This window comes from Flavobacterium fructosi, from assembly GCF_042787335.1.
In the GTDB taxonomy this organism is placed as follows: Bacteria; Bacteroidota; Bacteroidia; order Flavobacteriales; family Flavobacteriaceae; genus Flavobacterium; species Flavobacterium fructosi.
In genome coordinates this window covers 1-19,038 of the sequence record NZ_JBHZQA010000017.1, presented here as the reverse complement: position 1 = coordinate 19,038, position 19,038 = coordinate 1, and the positions used below count along the sequence as shown (strand labels likewise).

At 33.7% G+C, this 19,038-nt stretch carries 11 protein-coding genes and 1 pseudogene; 9 read left to right on the top strand and 3 right to left on the bottom strand.

Annotated elements, in window-relative coordinates:
- The first annotated feature begins 29 nt into the window (after positions 1–29).
- The 9 genes from glgB to rpsA all read left to right on the top strand — a co-directional run bounded on the left by glgB (position 30) and on the right by rpsA (position 15,170).
- Positions 30–1,937 (top strand): 1,4-alpha-glucan branching protein GlgB, encoded by a 1,908-nt coding sequence (gene glgB, locus ACFX5D_RS15615; RefSeq protein ID WP_379859132.1) that lies wholly within the window; start codon positions 30–32, stop codon positions 1,935–1,937.
- Between the two features lie 194 nt (positions 1,938–2,131).
- Positions 2,132–4,531, top strand: a complete 2,400-nt coding sequence (locus tag ACFX5D_RS15610; RefSeq protein WP_379859131.1) for a glycoside hydrolase family 31 protein — start codon at positions 2,132–2,134, stop codon at positions 4,529–4,531.
- Positions 4,532–4,620: 89 nt separating this feature from the next.
- Positions 4,621–5,436, top strand: coding sequence for a M48 family metallopeptidase (locus tag ACFX5D_RS15605; protein ID WP_379859130.1), 816 nt, complete (start codon positions 4,621–4,623; stop codon positions 5,434–5,436).
- Positions 5,437–5,613: 177 nt separating this feature from the next.
- Entirely contained in the window at positions 5,614–6,924 is a 1,311-nt protein-coding gene (locus tag ACFX5D_RS15600; RefSeq protein ID WP_379859129.1) for an MFS transporter, read from the top strand.
- 380 nt (positions 6,925–7,304) lie between these two features.
- Positions 7,305–9,755, top strand: coding sequence for an endopeptidase La (lon, locus tag ACFX5D_RS15595; protein ID WP_379859128.1), 2,451 nt, complete (start codon positions 7,305–7,307; stop codon positions 9,753–9,755).
- A 177-nt stretch (positions 9,756–9,932) separates the two neighbouring features.
- A complete protein-coding gene (gene porQ, locus ACFX5D_RS15590) occupies positions 9,933–10,952 on the top strand; it encodes a type IX secretion system protein PorQ (protein WP_379859127.1) in 1,020 nt (339 codons plus the stop codon).
- A gap of 7 nt (positions 10,953–10,959) precedes the next feature.
- Positions 10,960–11,655, top strand: coding sequence for a (d)CMP kinase (cmk, locus tag ACFX5D_RS15585; RefSeq protein ID WP_379859126.1), 696 nt, complete (start codon positions 10,960–10,962; stop codon positions 11,653–11,655).
- 74 nt (positions 11,656–11,729) lie between these two features.
- Positions 11,730–12,986: a nucleoside permease gene (locus ACFX5D_RS15580; RefSeq protein WP_379859125.1), complete on the top strand. Its 1,257-nt coding sequence runs from the start codon at positions 11,730–11,732 to the stop codon at positions 12,984–12,986.
- A 402-nt stretch (positions 12,987–13,388) separates the two neighbouring features.
- On the top strand, positions 13,389–15,170 hold the full coding sequence (gene rpsA, locus ACFX5D_RS15575) for a 30S ribosomal protein S1 (RefSeq protein WP_379859124.1): 1,782 nt from the start codon (positions 13,389–13,391) through the stop codon (positions 15,168–15,170).
- Positions 15,171–15,393: 223 nt separating this feature from the next.
- Here rpsA and ACFX5D_RS15570 read toward each other — a convergent pair.
- From ACFX5D_RS15570 to ACFX5D_RS15560, 3 genes and pseudogenes are all read right to left on the bottom strand, one after another.
- Positions 15,394–15,969, bottom strand: a pseudogene (locus tag ACFX5D_RS15570) (transposase); the annotation flags it as partial.
- 184 nt (positions 15,970–16,153) lie between these two features.
- Complete coding sequence (locus ACFX5D_RS15565; RefSeq protein WP_379859123.1) at positions 16,154–17,197, bottom strand: agmatine deiminase family protein; 1,044 nt, start codon at positions 17,195–17,197, stop codon at positions 16,154–16,156.
- Between the two features lie 2 nt (positions 17,198–17,199).
- Positions 17,200–18,087 (bottom strand): carbon-nitrogen hydrolase, encoded by an 888-nt coding sequence (locus tag ACFX5D_RS15560; RefSeq protein ID WP_379859122.1) that lies wholly within the window; start codon positions 18,085–18,087, stop codon positions 17,200–17,202.
- Between the last annotated feature and the right edge of the window lie 951 nt (positions 18,088–19,038).

The following is a 19,038-nucleotide window of genomic DNA, read 5'->3' as shown; positions in this document are numbered from 1 at the left end:
TTTTCTAAATAGAATTAGACAATTGTTATATGAGTAAAGTTATCTCGCATTCCCTTTTTACAAATTTTGATATTGATTTATTTAAAGCTGGGAAACATTTCCGACTTTACGAAAAACTAGGTGCACATCTTATAGAGGTTGATGGGGTCAAAGGTGTGTATTTTGCAGTTTGGGCGCCCACGGCTCGGTCCGTTTCTGTAGTTGGTGACTTTAATTTTTGGACACAAGGCGAACATCTGTTAGAGGTGCGCTGGGATTCTTCAGGAATTTGGGAGGGATTTATACCCAATATCGAAAAAGGGACAACGTATAAATATAAGATACAATCTAATAATGGAGGAATTAGCACTGAAAAAGCAGATCCTTTTGCTTTTTATTGTGAAAAACCACCGCATACTGCATCAGTAGTTTGGGATTTAGATTATAAATGGAAGGATAAAAACTGGATGGATACACGTCAGAACCACAATGGTTTAGACAAGCCTTATTCTGTTTATGAAGTTCATTTAGGTTCGTGGAAACGCCATGCCGAAGATAATCGCTTTCTAACGTATCTAGAATTTGCCGAAGATTTAGTAAATTATTTAAAAGAAACCGGATTTACTCACGTGGAGTTCATGCCAATAATGGAATATCCTTACGATCCGTCTTGGGGCTATCAATTAGTGGGATATTTTGCACCAACTTCTCGTTTTGGAAACCCGCAGGAATTTATGTTTTTAGTAGATAAATTACACGAGGCTGGAATTGGAGTAATTCTGGATTGGGTTCCTTCTCATTTTCCTGATGATGCACATGGTTTAGGCTTTTTTGATGGTTCAAACTTATTTGAACATCCTGATCGTAGAAAAGGATATCATCCAGATTGGAAAAGTTTAGTTTTTAATTATGGTCGGAATGAAGTTCGTTCCTTTCTTATAAGCAATGCCTTATTTTGGTTGCAACATTACCATGCTGATGCTTTACGGGTGGACGCTGTCGCTTCAATGTTATATCTGGATTACTCCAGAAAAGATGGTGAATGGGAGCCAAATATTTATGGAGGCAGAGAGAATCTGGATACCATAAGTTTCTTGAAAGAATTCAATGAAGCTGTTTATTCAAATTTTGAGGGAGTGCAAACCATTGCTGAAGAAAGCACCTCTTTCTCGATGGTTTCGAGACCTACATCTATTGGTGGATTAGGGTTTGGAATGAAATGGATGATGGGTTGGATGCACGATACCTTAGAATATTTTCAAAAGGATACTGTTTACAGAAAATACCATCAAAATGATTTGACTTTTTCAATGACCTACACTTTTTCGGAAAATTTCATGTTGCCGCTTTCCCATGATGAAGTCGTGTATGGTAAAAAATCGATTGCAGGAAGAATGCCTGGAGATGAATGGCAAAAATTTGCAAATCTAAGATTACTGTATGGCTACATGTTTACGCATCCCGGAACTAAATTATTATTTATGGGGAGTGAATTTGGACAGAGCAACGAATGGAACTTTGAAGGAAGTCTAGACTGGCATTTGTTACAATATCCTTTTCATGAAGGGGTAAAAAAGTTGATTACAGACCTTAATAAATTGTATAAAACAGAGCCTGCTTTACATGAAAAACAATTTAGTCCTGAAGGTTTTGAATGGATTAATTACTCTGATCATCAAAATGCGGTCATGTCGTTTATTCGAAAAGGAAATAACCAAAAGGATGATATTATTGTAGTCTGCAATTTTACCCAAGTGGTTCGTCCAAATTATCGTATTGGTTTACCTAGGAAAGGTAAATTAATAGAAGTTTTTAATAGTGACGCAACAATTTATGGTGGGAGTGGAGTGTTAACTCCTAAAAAACTAGTAATTGAAGCACTGCCTTATGATGGAAGAGATTATTCTTCTGAATTACTTTTGCCACCATTGAGTATTACAGTATTTAAAATTTTATAAATTCAATTATTGAATATTTTGGTCCATTACTCGTTGATCTAATTATGAAATCAACGAGTAATGGACTTTTACTTAAATAATTAGTCATTATAACTAAATCGTTTTCGTGAATAAACATCAGTCGCACATGTACTTGAAAAGTATTTTTCGTATGTTTGAACACTAAAAACTTATTATAATTAATTCCACAAATAATGATTACAAGTACAGAATTAGAATTTAAAGGGGATCTATATCCAACAAAAATAGTTTCATTTGAGCAAGAGGTAGATTCAATTAGTTTTCATACTGATAATAGTGTTATTCTTAAAGTTACTGTGTTAAGAGATAGTTTAATCCGTTTTAGATTTACGACAAAAGGGTATTTTAGTAATGATTTTTCCTATGCTATTGATAAAAGTCATTCTCACGGATATAACTTTCTTGAAGTTTCGGAATTGGGTGATTATTATCAGATAAAAACCAGTAAAGTGCAATGTCGAATTCAAAAAGCAGATATGAGATTATCTATTTTTGATTTGAATGATAATATCATATTAGAAGATGAACTGGGTTTTCACTGGGAAGAAAGCTATGAATATGGCGGTAACATTGTCAAAATGAGTAAGGCTTCCAAAGATGGAGAATGCTTTTACGGACTTGGAGACAAAGCGACGCAATTAAATTTGAAAGGGAAAAGACTGGAAAATTTTGCTACGGATCAATATGCGTTTCAAAAGGATCAGGAGCCATTATACAAAGTAGTTCCATTTTATATTGGATTGCAAAACAAACAATCGTACGGAATTTTCTTTGACAATACCTTTCGGACTTACTTTGATTTTTGTCATGAAAGAAGAAATGTAACCAGTTATTGGGCTGAAGGGGGAGAAATGAATTATTATTTCATTTATGGACCACAAATGCAGGATGTTGTTACGACCTATACAGATTTAACAGGTAAACCGGAATTACCACCACTTTGGGCACTGGGATATCACCAATGTAAGTGGAGTTATTATCCTGAAAGTAATGTAAAAGAAGTAGCTGCCAAATTCCGAGAGCTTAAAATTCCTTGTGATGCAATTTATTTAGATATCGATTATATGGAAGGTTTTCGTTGTTTTACTTGGAACAAAGAATATTTTCCTGACCCAAAACGAATGGTGAGTGAACTTGCAGAAGATGGTTTCAAGACCGTTGTAATCATTGATCCTGGAATAAAAATTGACAAAGAATACGCTGTTTATAAAGAAGCTTTAGAAAAAGATTATTTTTGCAAAAGAGCCGATGGTCCTTATATGAAAGGAAAAGTGTGGCCCGGGGAATGTAATTTCCCAGATTATACAAACCCAGCAGTTAGAGAGTGGTGGGCAGGGTTATTTAAAGAATTAATTTCTGATATTGGTGTAAAAGGAGTGTGGAATGATATGAACGAGCCCGCCGTTATGGAGGTACCAAACAAAACATTTCCAATGGATGTTCGTCATGATTATGATGGAAATCCGTGTAGTCATAGAAAAGCCCATAATATTTATGGAACACAAATGGCAAGAGCCACTTATCATGGTGTAAAGAGATTTGCTTACCCAAAAAGACCTTTTATCATAACAAGATCTGCTTATTCTGGTGCGCAAAGATACACGTCCTCTTGGACAGGAGATAACGTAGCAACTTGGGAACATTTATGGATTGCCAATATTCAAGTACAACGGATGTCTATTTCAGGAATGGGGTTTACAGGTTCTGATATTGGTGGATTTGCAGAACAACCTTCAGGTGAATTATATGCGCGTTGGATTCAATTAGGCGTTTTTCATCCTTTTTGCAGAACACACTCTTCGGGTGATCACGGTAACCAGGAACCTTGGGCATTTGACGAAGAAGTTATTGATATAACCAGAAAGTTTGTCAATTTACGTTACCAATTATTACCGTATTTATATACGATGTTTTGGCAATATATTGAAGAAGGAATTCCCATGCTGAAACCATTAGTATATTATGATCAAGAGGATATTCAAACACATTATAGAAATGACGAGTTTGTTTTTGGAAACCAAATTTTAGTTTGCCCTATTTTAGAGCCAAATGCTTTAGGAAGACGAATGTATATTCCTCGTGGACAATGGTATAATTATTGGACAAACGAAGAAGTAAAAGGAGGGAAAGAAGTTTGGGTAGACACAAAATTCGATCAAATACCACTTTTTGTAAAAGCGGGTTCGATAATTCCTAAATATCCTGTACAACAGTACGTTGGTGAGCTAGAATTTGACGAGCTGTCATTGGAGATTTATTATAAAGAAGGAAAAGAAAAATCCGTCGTTTATGAGGATGCTCAAGATGGATATGATTATAAAAAAGGACGATATAGCTTTTTATCTTTTCAAACAACTGGTAAAGAGAAAGAATTAATTATTCAATTGCATAAAGAAGGAAAATATGATACTCCGTATTCTAAGTATAAAATAAATTTAATTGGATTGCCTTTCAAAATAAATGCCATCGAGGTTGATAATGTCAAAATTACATTCGATTATCAATCATTTGAAGATCATGATTATTTAATAGTAGATAAAGAATTTACAGAGTTACATATTATTGGAGAATAAACAAAAAAGTTGAAACTTTTGAATTTAATTATATAAGTTAAAAGATGATTACTATTTGTAATTTTGTATATCAATTAAACTTAAAAATCATGAAAAAATACTTATTATTAGGAGTCTGTGCGCTTGGACTTGTTTATTCTTGTGCTACAAATCCTCTTACAGGAAAGAAAAGTCTGAATTTTGTTTCAAACAGTGAGTTGTTTCCATCATCATTTCAACAATATGGCACTTTCTTGAAAGAAAATAAAGTAATTACAGGAACAGCCGATGCAAAAAGAGTTGAAACTGTAGGAATGAGGATTAAAGCAGCAGCCGAAAAATATTTGACCTATTTAGGACAAAACCAATATTTAAACGACTATCGTTGGGAATATAAATTAATAGACAATAAAGAAGTAAATGCGTGGTGTATGCCAGGAGGAAAGATTGTTGTCTACTCGGGAATATTGCCAATTACAAAAGATGATACCGGTTTAGCTACTGTAATGGGACATGAAGTTTCACATGCATTAGCAAATCATGGAGCACAAAGAATGAGTGCTGGTCAACTGCAACAATTAGGAGCGGTTGGAGTTGCCGTTGCAACAGGAAGCCAAAGCGCCGAAAATCAACAAATGTGGCAGCAATATTATGGATTAGGCTCTCAAGTTGGAGTAATGCTTCCATTTAGCAGAAGTCATGAAAGTGAAGCTGATAAAATAGGACTTACCCTTATGGCAATTGCAGGATATAACCCAGATGATGCGATTGTCTTTTGGCAAAGAATGGCGGCAAAATCAAATGGTCAGGCTCCACCGGAATTCCTTAGTACACACCCGTCTGATGCTACCCGAATTGCGAATTTGAAAGCATTAATTCCTGAAGCTAAAGCAACCGCTGCAAAAGTTGGAATTATATACAGATAAAAATCATATTAATTAGTAAATCTAATTTTATACAGAAGCTATTCTTTTTAAGAATAGCTTTTTTTGGTTTATCCTAACGGCGTACTTATGATAACGAATTATTAATATACGATTTCATCCCGTTTTGTATAATGTTAAACAAAAAATAAATAAATTCGTAGCATAAAAAAATGAACTATGAGAGGATTACAAAAAGGAGATAAAAAGCTTATTAACGCTTGGGCTTTTTATGATTGGGCTAACTCCGTTTATAGTTTGGTAATTTCGACAGCTGTTTTTCCCATTTATTATGAAACGGTAACAAGCGGAAACAATGGTATTGTTCATTTTTTTGGAACAGAATTCATTAATTCAACTTTGTTATCTTATTCTTTATCATTCTCATTTTTGGTAGTCGCTCTCTTATCACCAATATTGTCTGGAATTGCTGATTATACCGGTAACAAAAAACGATTTATGCAGTTTTTTTGTTACTTGGGTTCGTTATCAGTAATGAGTTTATTCTTTTTTAAGGGACAGGACACATTGTGGATCGGAATTTTAGGTACCATTTTAGCTAGTGTTGGCTTTTGGGGAAGTATTGTTTTTTATAATTCTTATTTGCCAGAAATTGCTTTTCCAGAACAACATGATCGAGTAAGTGCAAAAGGATTTATGTATGGTTATTTTGGTTCTGTAATTTTATTGGCGTTTAATTTAACGATGGTTATGATGCCTCAATGGTATGGGATAACAGATTCTTCTTTACCGGCGAGAATTTCGTTTTTATCTGTTGGTATTTGGTGGATTGGTTTTGCCCAAGTGACTTTTTATTATTTGCCTAATAATGTATTTCATAAAAAACCCGAAAAAGATTATATTTTTAAAGGATTAAGAGAGCTTAAAGTTGTTTCAAAAAGTATAAATAAACTAACAAAATTAAAACAATTTTTAACGGCTTTTTTTCTATACAGCATAGGTGTACAAACAATGATATTACTGGCTGGTATTTTTTTTAAAAAAGAATTGGGAATTACCACTAGTAAATTAATCATTATAATTTTATTAATAAATGTAATTGCTATTTTCGGCGCTTATTTATTTTCAAGAATATCAGAGAAAATTGGAAATATAAAAACACTAAAACTTACTGTAGCAATTTGGGCATTTATTTGGTTTACGGTCTACTTCTTAGATGCTAAAAGTACATATATTGATATCCAAATTTATGCGCTTGGAGGAATGATAGGAATGGTTTTGGGAGCGATCCAATCCTTATCACGTTCTACCTACTCAAAATTATTGCCTGAAACGGAAGATCACGCTACCTACTTTAGTTTTTTTGATGTTACTGAAAAAATTGCCATTGTAGTTGGTACTTTTATTTTTGGTTTTGTAGCTTCAATTACAAATTCGATTAGGAATTCAATTTTTATATTGGCGATTTTCTTTGTATTGGGTTATATTGCTCTTGGTTTTATGAGTAAAAATGAAGACGAAAAAGAGTAGTATATAATTATTACTAAATAAGAAAAGGTGTTTTATTAAAAAGAGTGCCAAATAAAGATGTTTTTAAATTAATAAAAAGCAAAATTTTCTTCGGATTTTAATACCATCTTGCTAATATAAATTCACAATAGATTTCATTATTTTTTGTTTTAATTATACTGTGAGGAAATAGATTTTTCTTTAAATATTTGTTATACTTTTTTCTTTATTTGTAGGAAGATAGAATTAATTTTGCTTTCACTTTGGCATAATGATTGTCTCTTTTAGGGTTGTACAAATTATTAGTGTCATACAACGATTTTATTTAAATTAATACTATGATATCTTATATTTGCTTGGCAAATGAAAATTTTTAATGACAAAAAGACTTAAATAAATATATGTCAAATCATAAAATACTTACTATTGACAATCTGTCACTTCAAGAATTTGATACTGAAGCAGATTTAATACCATTATTAACTCCTGAAGACGAGGAGGAGATGAATAATGAGGCATTGCCTCAATCGTTGGCTATTTTGCCGTTGCGTAACATGGTTTTGTTTCCTGGCGTTGTAATTCCTATTACGGCTGGACGTGATAAATCCATAAAATTAATTAATGATGCCAATGCAGCTGGCAGAATCATAGGTGTTGTAGCTCAAAAAAATGAGCAGGATGAAGATCCTACAACTGATGATATCCATAAAATAGGTACTGTAGCTAAAATACTACGTGTTTTAAAGATGCCTGACGGAAACGTAACAGTAATTCTTCAAGGGAAAAAGCGTTTTGAAATTGACAGTGTTGTCTCGGAAAATCCATATATTACCGCAAATATTAAGGAAGTTTCAGAAAAAAGACCTGCAAAACACGACACGGAGTTTCTAGCAATTCTTGATTCGGTTAAGGAATTAGCCATTCAAATTATTAAAGAAAGCCCAAACATTCCAACGGAAGCAACTTTTGCAATAAAAAATATTGAAAGCCAATCGTTTTTGATCAATTTTGTTACTTCAAACATGAATTTGTCTGTTAAAGAGAAACAAGATTTACTGGCAATTAATGAATTGAAAGAAAGAGCCTTAGAGACATTACGTTATATGAATATTGAGTTGCAAAAGCTCGAATTAAAAAACGACATTCAATCGAAAGTTCGTTTTGATTTAGACCAACAGCAACGCGAATATTTCCTTCACCAACAAATGAAAACCATTCAAGAAGAATTGGGTGGCGTTTCACAGGAAGAGGAACTGGATGAAATGAGTCTGAAAGCCAAATCAAAAAAATGGGACGAAAAAACGAAAAAGCATTTCGATAAAGAATTAGCTAAAATGCGCAAAATGAATCCGCAGGCGCCTGATTTTGGAATCCAAAGAAACTATTTAGAGTTGTTTTTAGATTTGCCGTGGAATGAGTTTTCAAAAGATAATTTCGATTTAAAACGAGCACAAAAAATTCTCGATCGAGATCATTTTGGTCTTGAAGATGTTAAGAAAAGAATGATCGAACATTTGGCAGTTTTAAAATTGCGAAATGATATGAAATCTCCAATTATTTGTTTGACAGGACCTCCGGGAGTTGGTAAAACTTCAATAGGAAGATCAATTGCGGAAGCATTGGGTAGAAAATATGTTAGAATTTCATTGGGTGGTTTGCGTGATGAAGCAGAGATTCGTGGACATAGAAAAACCTACATTGGTGCGATGCCAGGTAGAATAATTCAAAGTTTAAAAAAAGCCGGAACATCAAATCCTGTTTTTGTTTTGGATGAAATAGATAAACTTTCAAACGGTAGTCACGGAGATCCGTCTTCTGCTTTACTGGAAGTTTTAGACCCGGAACAAAACAATTCTTTTTATGATAATTTCCTGGAAATGGGATATGATTTGTCAAAAGTCATGTTTATTGCCACTTCCAATAACATGGCAACAATTCAGCCTGCATTGAAAGACAGAATGGAAATCATCAATATGTCAGGTTATACTATTGAAGAAAAAGTAGAAATAGCACGTCAGCATTTATTTCCAAGACAATTAAAAGAACATGGTTTGACTTCTAACGATTTGACGATTGGAAAAAAACAATTGGAAAAAATTGTAGAAGGATATACTCGTGAATCTGGAGTTCGTGGTTTAGAAGCTAAAATTGCTCAAGTGATCCGTAATGCAGCAAAATCAGTTGCAATGGAAGAGGAGTACAACAAGAAGGTTACGGATCAAGATATAATTAAATCACTTGGTGTTGCCAGATTAGAAAGAGACAAATACGAAAACAATGATATCGCTGGTGTGGTTACAGGCTTAGCTTGGACCTCCGTTGGTGGTGACATTCTTTTTATAGAATCGTTACTTTCTCCAGGAAAAGGTACCATGACTATTACTGGAAATTTAGGAACAGTAATGAAAGAATCGGCTACAATTGCATTGGAATATATCAAAGCCAACACAGAATTATTAGGACTAGATTCAGCGATATTGTCAAAATACAATATTCATTTGCACGTTCCGGAAGGAGCTACGCCTAAAGATGGGCCAAGTGCAGGAATTGCAATGTTGACTTCATTAGTTTCTCTTTTTACGCAAAAGAGAGTGAAGAAAAACATGGCCATGACTGGGGAGATTACATTGAGAGGAAAAGTGTTGCCTGTAGGTGGAATTAAAGAAAAGATATTGGCTGCTAAAAGAGCAAATATCAAAGAAATTATTTTATGTCAGGATAATAAAAGTGATATTGATGAAATAAAACCGGAATATCTTGACGGACTTACTTTTCATTATGTGAAGGAAATGAATGAAGTATTGAAATTTGCTTTGACTGATCAGAAAGTTAAAAACGCAAAAGTATTGTAATACCTTTTTTTGTATAATTTGAATTCCAAGTTCATTGCTTATTTATAAGTTTTGAACTTGGAATTTTTATTATAATTCCGTTTTAATCTAAAACTTAGGTCTAAAAACAGGATTATATTTATATTATAATTTTATCTTCGCACTTGCGATTTACTATACAAAAACAGCTATTCAAGCATGCTCAAAAAACTTTTATTATTCTCTTTATTTTTAGTTTGTTCTGTGTCCCACAGTCAGATAGGAGGGAAGTATATTTATCAGTTTTTAAATTTAGTTACATCTCCTCGACAAGCGGCGTTGGGAGGAAAAACGATTACAATATATGACGAAGATGTAAATCTTGTCAATTTTAATCCCGCAACATTGAATGTAGAGATGGACAATCATTTAGCTTTGAATTATGGAAGCTATTATAAAGAAGTGACTTATGGGACCGCTTCTTATGCTTACACTTACGATCGGCATTTGCAAACTTTTCAGGCTGGTGTGAATTATGTGAATTATGGTAATTTTGAGGGTTATGACGAAAATGGTCAGCCTACATCTTCATTTACCGGAAGCGAAATTGCCCTTTCCCTCGGGTATGCCTACAACATCCCGAATACTACTATTCATTTAGGTGCTAATGCAAAATTAATATCTTCAACTTTAGAAAGTTATAGTTCACTCGGTGGTGCAATTGATATAGGTGCTCTTTTTATTGACGAAAAAAACGATGTGAATTGGGGTTTATCCATACGAAATATAGGAACACAATTCACCACTTATTCGGGTACATCCGAAAAATTACCTTTAGAAATTATAGCTGGTGTTTCGCAGGAATTGGATAATGTGCCTATAAGATGGCATCTTACTTTAGAAAATTTGCAACAATGGAATCTTGCTTTTTCTAATCCTGTAAGAGCGCAATCATCAATTGATGGAAGTTCTAGTGAGGAAAAGGTTTCAACAATAAATAATGCTTTACGTCACGTAATTGTGGGAGTAGAGCTTTTTCCTAAAAAAGCATTTAATTTGCGTGTGGGATATAATTTTAGAAGAGCGGAAGAATTAAGGCTTGAGGAACAACGGAATTTCTCGGGGATTTCAGTTGGTTTTGGACTAAAAATGAACAAATTAAAATTTAATTACTCGTATTCGAGATATACATTAGCAGGAAATACGAGCTTATTTGGATTAATTATTAACTTACAATAATTTCATTTTGGATAAAAAAATTACGATCGCGATAGATGGATTCTCTTCAACTGGAAAAAGCACTTTAGCGAAACAACTCGCCAAACATTTAGGATATGTATATGTAGATACCGGAGCGATGTATCGTGCAGTAACCTTTTTTGCGATGCAAAACGGATATATAAATGCGGATTCTTTTGACAAAGAAACATTACGAAACAGTTTATCTTTTATACAATTACAATTTAAATTCAATCCTGATTTGGGTTTTGCCGAAATGTATTTAAATGATGTAAATGTTGAAACAGCCATTCGAACAATTGAAGTTTCTAATTTTGTAAGCAAGGTTGCTGAAGTTTCACAAGTTCGAGCCAAATTAGTGGAACAGCAGAAGGAAATGGGTAAGGATAAAGGTATCGTTATGGATGGCAGAGATATTGGGACTGTTGTTTTTCCGCATGCGGAATTAAAAATCTTCATGACAGCAAGTGCAACTACCAGAGCGCAAAGACGTTTTGATGAATTACAACAAAAAGGCAATGATGTGACTTATGAAGCAGTTCTGAAAAATGTGGAAGAGCGTGATTATATTGATACTCATAGAGTTGATTCCCCATTAGTAAAGGCGGAAGACGCAATAGAAATTGATAATTCTTATCTAAACCGAGAAGAACAATTTCAAGTTGTTTTAGATTTAGTAAATGATAGTACTAAAACGATATAATTTTTTGGAAATCTCTTTTTTAATACTAGATTTACGCCCTGTTAATTTTTAAAAATAAAAATACAACTCAACTTATGGGAATTAAAAATAGATTGGTTTTAATGAACTTTCTTCAGTTTTTTATTTGGGGATCGTGGTTACTTACTATTGGGGCGTATTGGTTTAATAACAAACATTGGTCTGGAACTGAGTTTGGAATTATATTTTCGACAATGGGAATTTCTTCGGTTTTTATGCCCGCTTTAACAGGAATTATTTCAGACCGATTTATAAATGCGGAAAAATTATATGGTTTGCTTCATTTTTTTGGTGCAATAGCCTTATTTTATTTGCCGCAAGTTGATAATCCGACCACATTTTTCTGGGTTATGTTAGTGAATATGTTTTTCTATATGCCTACAATTTCCTTATCAATAACGGTTGCTTATAATGCATTAATTGCAAAAGATATGGATGTGGTAAAAGATTATCCGCCGATCAGAATATGGGGAACCATAGGTTTTATTGTTGCACTTTGGGTGGTTAGTTTAACGCATAATGAAACTTCTGCAAATCAATTTTACATTGCAGGTTTCGTTTCTATACTATTAGGAATTTATGCATTTACACTTCCTAAATGTCCTCCAATGTGTAAAGGAGAAAAAGGTGCTTCTTTTACACAAGCTTTGGGACTGAATGCTTTTGAATTGTTTAAACAACAAAAATTTGCTATTTTCTTTATCTTTTCAATGTTGTTAGGAGCTGCTTTGCAATTGACTAATGCCTATGGAGATACTTATATCCATGATTTCGGTACGGTTGATGCTTATAAAGATACTATTGCGGTTAAATATCCTGCAATAATCATGTCGATTTCACAAGTTTCAGAAACCTTATTTATATTGGCAATTCCATTTTTTCTTAGAAAATTTGGTATTAAATACGTGATGCTGTTTAGTATGCTGGCTTGGGTATTGCGTTTTGGACTGTTTGCTTTTGGAAATCCGTCAGATGGCCTTTGGATGATTATTATGTCTTGCATTGTTTACGGAATGGCGTTTGACTTTTTTAATATCTCGGGTTCTTTGTTTGTGGAAACACAAACAGATTCAAAAATCAGAGGAAGTGCGCAAGGTCTGTTTATGATGATGGTGAATGGTTTTGGCGCCTTGATTGGTAGTTTTGCGAGTGGTTATATTATTCAAAAATATTTTACTATGGCTGATGGAAGTAAAGACTGGTTTCATATCTGGATCACTTTTGCATCGTATGCTTTAGTTCTTGCCATCATTTTTCCTTTTGTTTTTAAAGATAAATTTGGACCTAAAGTAGTAAGGGAAATTAAGCATTAAAATATTTTTTCTTATAAATTTAACCCGATAGCTTTAAGAGTTATCGGGTTTTTTGGTGCTAAAAATTATTATAAAACCTAACTATCCCTGATGGAGTCGATATTCTTGCAGCGTAGCGGAGAGATAAAGGCGAGAATGGGAATTTTGGCTCCAAGAATGCCCCAGTAATTCGATTCGAATAGTTAAAAGAAAGGATGCTGATTATTAGATAATTATCTTTTGGCTTGTTGTTTATTATCTGCACGTAAATATTTTGCTATTTGATATAAAAGTGTTACTTTTGCAGACCTTTTGGTGAATAAGAGTTTCCTTTAGGTATCAATTAATTATACAAACAACTTCTGTTGTTTTCTAGCACATTAAGAAACTCGAGAGAATACAGAATACAAATTTTTAATCAGCATGTCTGAACAAGTAAAATCACAAGAAGAGTTTTTAGCAAATTTTAACTGGCACAATTTCGAAGAAGGTATTGATGCTGTTGATGAGAAAAACTTATTAGAATTCGAAGAACTAGTTTCAAAAACATTTATCGCTACGGATCAAGAAGAAGTGGTTGATGGTACAGTTGTTAGAATTACAGATAGAGACGTTATCGTTGATATCAACGCAAAATCGGAAGGTGTTATTTCATTGAATGAATTCCGCTACAACCCAGCATTAAAAGTAGGTGATACTGTTGAAGTATTAATTGACATCCGTGAGGACAAAACGGGTCAATTAGTATTATCTCACAGAAAAGCACGTACTATCAAATCATGGGATAGAGTTATTTCGGCTAACGAAACAGGAGAAATCGTTAATGGTTTTGTAAAATGCAGAACTAAAGGTGGTATGATCGTTGACGTTTTCGGAATTGAAGCATTCTTACCAGGATCTCAAATTGATGTTAAACCAATTAGAGACTACGATGTATATGTAAACAAAATGATGGAATTCAAAGTGGTAAAAATTAACCACGAATTCAAAAATGTTGTTGTTTCTCATAAAGCGCTTATTGAAGCGGATATCGAAATCCAGAAAAAAGAAATCATCGGTCAATTACAAAAAGGACAAGTATTAGAAGGTGTTGTTAAAAACATTACTTCTTATGGTGTCTTTATTGACTTAGGTGGAGTTGATGGATTGATTCACATTACTGACCTTTCTTGGTCAAGAATCAACCACCCATCTGAAGTTCTTGAATTAGACCAAAAATTAAATGTTGTAATCCTTGATTTCGATGACGAAAAAACAAGAATACAATTAGGATTGAAACAATTAAACGCTCACCCTTGGGATGCTCTAGATGCTAAATTAGCAATTGGAGACAAAGTAAAAGGTAAAGTAGTTGTAATCGCTGATTACGGTGCTTTCATCGAAGTTGCTGAAGGTGTTGAAGGTTTAATCCACGTTTCTGAAATGTCTTGGTCTACTCATTTACGTTCTGCTCAAGATTTCGTAAAAGTAGGTGATGTTGTTGAAGCAGTTATCTTAACATTAGATAGAGATGACCGTAAAATGTCATTAGGTATCAAACAATTGTCTCAAGATCCTTGGACTGATATCACTTCTAAATATCCAGTAGGTTCTAAACATTCAGGTATCGTTAGAAACTTTACAAACTTTGGAATTTTCGTAGAATTAGAAGAAGGAATTGATGGATTAATTTACATCTCTGACTTATCTTGGACTAAGAAAATCAAACATCCATCTGAATTTGTAAACGTTGGTGAAAAACTTGATGTAGTAGTATTAGAATTAGATGTTGACGGACGTAAATTATCTTTAGGTCACAAACAAACTACTGCTAATCCTTGGGATCAATATGAAGATTCTTTCGCAGTTGGAACTATCCACACCGGTGAAATTTCTGAAATCGTTGACAAAGGAGCTACTGTAGAATTCGGAGATGATATCGTTGCTTTTATTCCTACTCGTCACCTTGAAAAAGAAGATGGTAAGAAACTGAAAAAAGGAGAATCAGCTGATTTCAAAGTAATCGAATTCAACAAGGAATTCAAAAGAGTAGTTGCATCTCACACTGCTATCTTCCGTGAAGAAGAAGAGAAAAATGTGAAAACAGCTACTGAAAACACTTCATCAGCTTCAACATCTACAAATGCAGCAGCTGCAACTTTAGGTGATAATAATGATGTATTGGCAGCATTAAAAGCTAAAATGGAAAAGTCTGAGAAAAAATAATTTCTTGATTTTTTAAATATAGAAAGCTCCGCAATTTGCGGAGCTACTGAAAAACATCGCTTATTTTGATTAGCGTCGTTTTTTAGACAATAAAAAAACGTTTGTAACAGGATTTTTAAACATCCCTTACAAGCGTTTTTCTTTTTGTAACTGTTTTTTATTGTTTGTCTTGGCTCCGTCTTTATAATAACCCCTCTGTTTAAGGGCAAGACTTGTATTTTTTAACATCAAAATAGTAGGTTTGTCTTGATATTCGTTCCAATTTTTTTTTTTACCCTGAAGAGCCTTTCGTATGGCCATGTGACCTGCAGGATAAACAAACTTATCGGCATCTTTATTGTAATCAAATTTATGTTCATCCTTTCTAAATCCTTGTGTTATGGGAGGATTTAGACGCGCTACTACTTTAATGTTTTGCTCACTTGTTAGTTTAAGATTTTCTTTCTCAGAATAGGCTTCATCGCCAATAATTGTGTCCTTCAAACATAGTTTTCTAAATTCTGTCAAGGAACTTGAATTTAAGACATCATCTTCTGGTGCCATTTCCAAAAAATACTTAGAAGATATATCAAAACGAGAACGTTCAACTACATCAACATCTGAAACGGTATAAATTGTTTTCAGAAGTAAATACTTGAACATACGCACAGGACTCTGCTGTCCAACCATTATTGGCGAAATACTTATTGAGAAACTCATCGTAGATAAATGAAAAATCAATCAACTTCTTAATTTTCCTTAGCAGACTATCCTTAGGAACAATTAAATCATATAACGAAGAATACGGACTGAACTTAATTTTTTGTTACGGAATTAACATCTAAAAAGCCTTATGGTTGTGGATAAATATTCAAATAAAAAAGAGCAGAAAACTTTGATTTCTACTCCTTTTTATTAAAAATATATTCTTAAAAAAGACTTTCTCAGTGACCTCTTTTTTAGTGGGGATTTTTTTGCTATATTTAAAAGTTAGTGCTTAATTTTTATTTCGGAATTTGTTGACTTAAACAGTGTAAAGTCCCAAAACCCCAAATAAAATCAGTAGCACTAATTCCGATGATTTCTCGATTAGGAAAGCATTCTGAAAGTATATTTAAAGCTTTTCTGTCATTCGTGTCGTTAAAAGTAGGAACCAAAACAGAATTGTTCAAAATCAAAAAATTGGCATAACTGGCGGGCAATCTTAAACCGTCAAATTCCAACCGTTTTGGCATTGGTAAAGCAACAATTACAGGTGATTTACCATTTTCCAATTTGGCATTTTGCAAACGTTTTAAGTTGTCTTGTAATGGTTTGTAGTTATTATCTTTTGGATCTGTTTCTACAATGGTTACAATTGTATCTTCGTTTACAAATCGGCATAAATCATCAATATGTCCGTGCGTATCGTCACCTTCAATTCCGTCGCCTAGCCAAATCACATTTGTAATTCCAAGATATTCCTTAAAAACGGCTTCGTAATCTGCTTTGCTGAAATTTGGATTCCGAACCTGAATATCAGGATGCATCAAACATTCTTCCGAAGTAAGTAAAGTACCGCGTCCATTGGTGTCAATAGCGCCACCTTCTACAATAACCGGTTTTCCTTTGTATAAAACTTGAGTAACAGGAATATTTAGAAATTCACCTACTTTGGCAGGAACAAATTTGTCTAATTGAATGTTTTTATATTTTGCCCAACCATTAAAATTAAAGTTTAAAGCTTCTCTTTCGGCACCGTTTTTAACGATTATTGGACCCGAATCACGCATCCAACTTCTATTGGTTTTATGAATGATGTACGAAACGTTAGTCAGTTCAACATCAGCTGTTTCTAGCATTGTAGTGACTTTTTCTTTTTGGTTTTCATCGGCAACAACTAAAAAGACTGGCTCGAAAGTGGCCACTTTTTTTATAAATTCTACAAAAGCCCATTTTACAACTTCATATTTCCCAGGCCAATCTTTTCCATTGTGTGGAAAACATAGTAAAATACCTTGTTGTTTTTCCCACTCGGCAGGAAATCTTCTATTATTTGTAGTACTCATAGTTAGTCAATCGCTCTTTTTGTTATATCACCAAAAGCGTCTATTCTTCTGTCTCTAAAGAAAGGCCAGTTCTGACGCACATTTTCTTGTAAGTCCAAGTCTACTTCAGCAATAAGAATTTCTTCTTTATCGTGTGAGGCTTGCGCCAAAATTTCGCCTTGTGGTCCCGCAATAAACGAAGATCCCCAAAACTGAATTCCTGCTGTATCTGGAAGATATTGTTCTAAACCAATTCTGTTTGCTGCCGCTACATAAACGCCATTTGCAACCGCGTGACCTTTCATAACACTCATCCAAGCACCATGTTGGTTTACACCATATTCGTCTTTTTCGGCAGGATGCCATCCAATTGCTGTTGGGTAAAACAATACTTCAGCACCTTGTAAAGCGGTTAAACGGGCCGCTTCCGGATACCATTGATCCCAACAAATCAGCGTTCCAACCTTTCCTTTTTTAGTCGGAATAGTTTTAAAACCTAAATCGCCAGGCGTAAAATAGAATTTTTCATAAAAATGCGGGTCATCCGGAATGTGCATTTTGCGGTACAATCCTGCTTCTGAGCCATCCGTGTCAATGATGTACGCGCTATTGTGGTAAATTCCTGCCATTCTTTTTTCGAAGAAAGGAACAATAATCACTACGCCTAATTCTTTTGCCAAAGCGCTAAAAGCAATAAACGAAGTACTGTATAGTGGTTCTGCTAAAGCAAAATTATCTACATCTTCGCTTTGACAAAAATAATGACTGCTGTATAATTCCGGCAACGAAATGACTTCGGCACCAAGTTTAGCGGCATCACGAACCCAACTGATGCATTTTTTAAGATTATTTTCGGCAATATCATTTAGATTCAATTGAATGACTGCTATTTTGTATTTCTTGTTTGGCATAACTAAAATTTAGACTGCAAAAATAGTGAATTTTATAAAGAGTAGAAAATAGCGATACTGTTTTTGGGTTTTAAATAATCTGTGGATATATTGTATAAATTTTAAGAACTTCATTAAAGTTGATTGGATTTGTTTAGTGGATATAAAGAGCATTAACTAATTGTGTCAAGACTTTGAGCTGTAGAAATCAGGAGATTTTATTTTTGTATGTACTAAAGTTAATAAAAACTGGTAAAGTTTTTGCATTGCTACAATATTGCACTTTATAATTTTATTAAATTTTTACAATTATGACACAAGAATTCAAAATTATCGATAAAGAAGACACAGAGCTCTTCTTAAATTTCCCAAAACAGATGTTCTTAACGATGTTGACGAAATAAAAACGAGAATAAGTGAACTCAATAGGGCTTTAGCATTGGGTAATCTAGAGCATTCGAAAATTAAAATTTTCTTTGAAGATAACTAATCCAAAAAAATAGTGGATACTACGGTTTGGGGTGTTACTGACAAAAATGTTATGTTGAAGCAAGGGGTGATGATTCCTATACACCGAATATATAAGTTGTTTTAGTGTAGTATTCTTTAATTATTTGGAACGCTTCTTTTTACAATTAGCAGCCTAAAAAAGAACTTTCTTAAAAGGCTTTGTTTTGGATTGTAGAAAAGGAAAATTTGAAGATCTTAATCCAAATAAGAGGTTTTTTACAGCATGATGTTTTGCTACTACAGCGGGTTTGGGACTAAATTAAGCCCATTCTTCGGATTTGCCAAATCTTCCAAATACAAGACCAACTTAAAATTAAGCCTAATACCCAAATTGCTTGTAGCGTGTGTTGAACTAAACCTTCGGTAGCACTTACCGAGATTTTGTACCTTACGAAGATAATTAAAATTCGTAAATTATGACTACAAAAAAAAGCATCCCGATGCGTTAAGAGAAAACAAAAT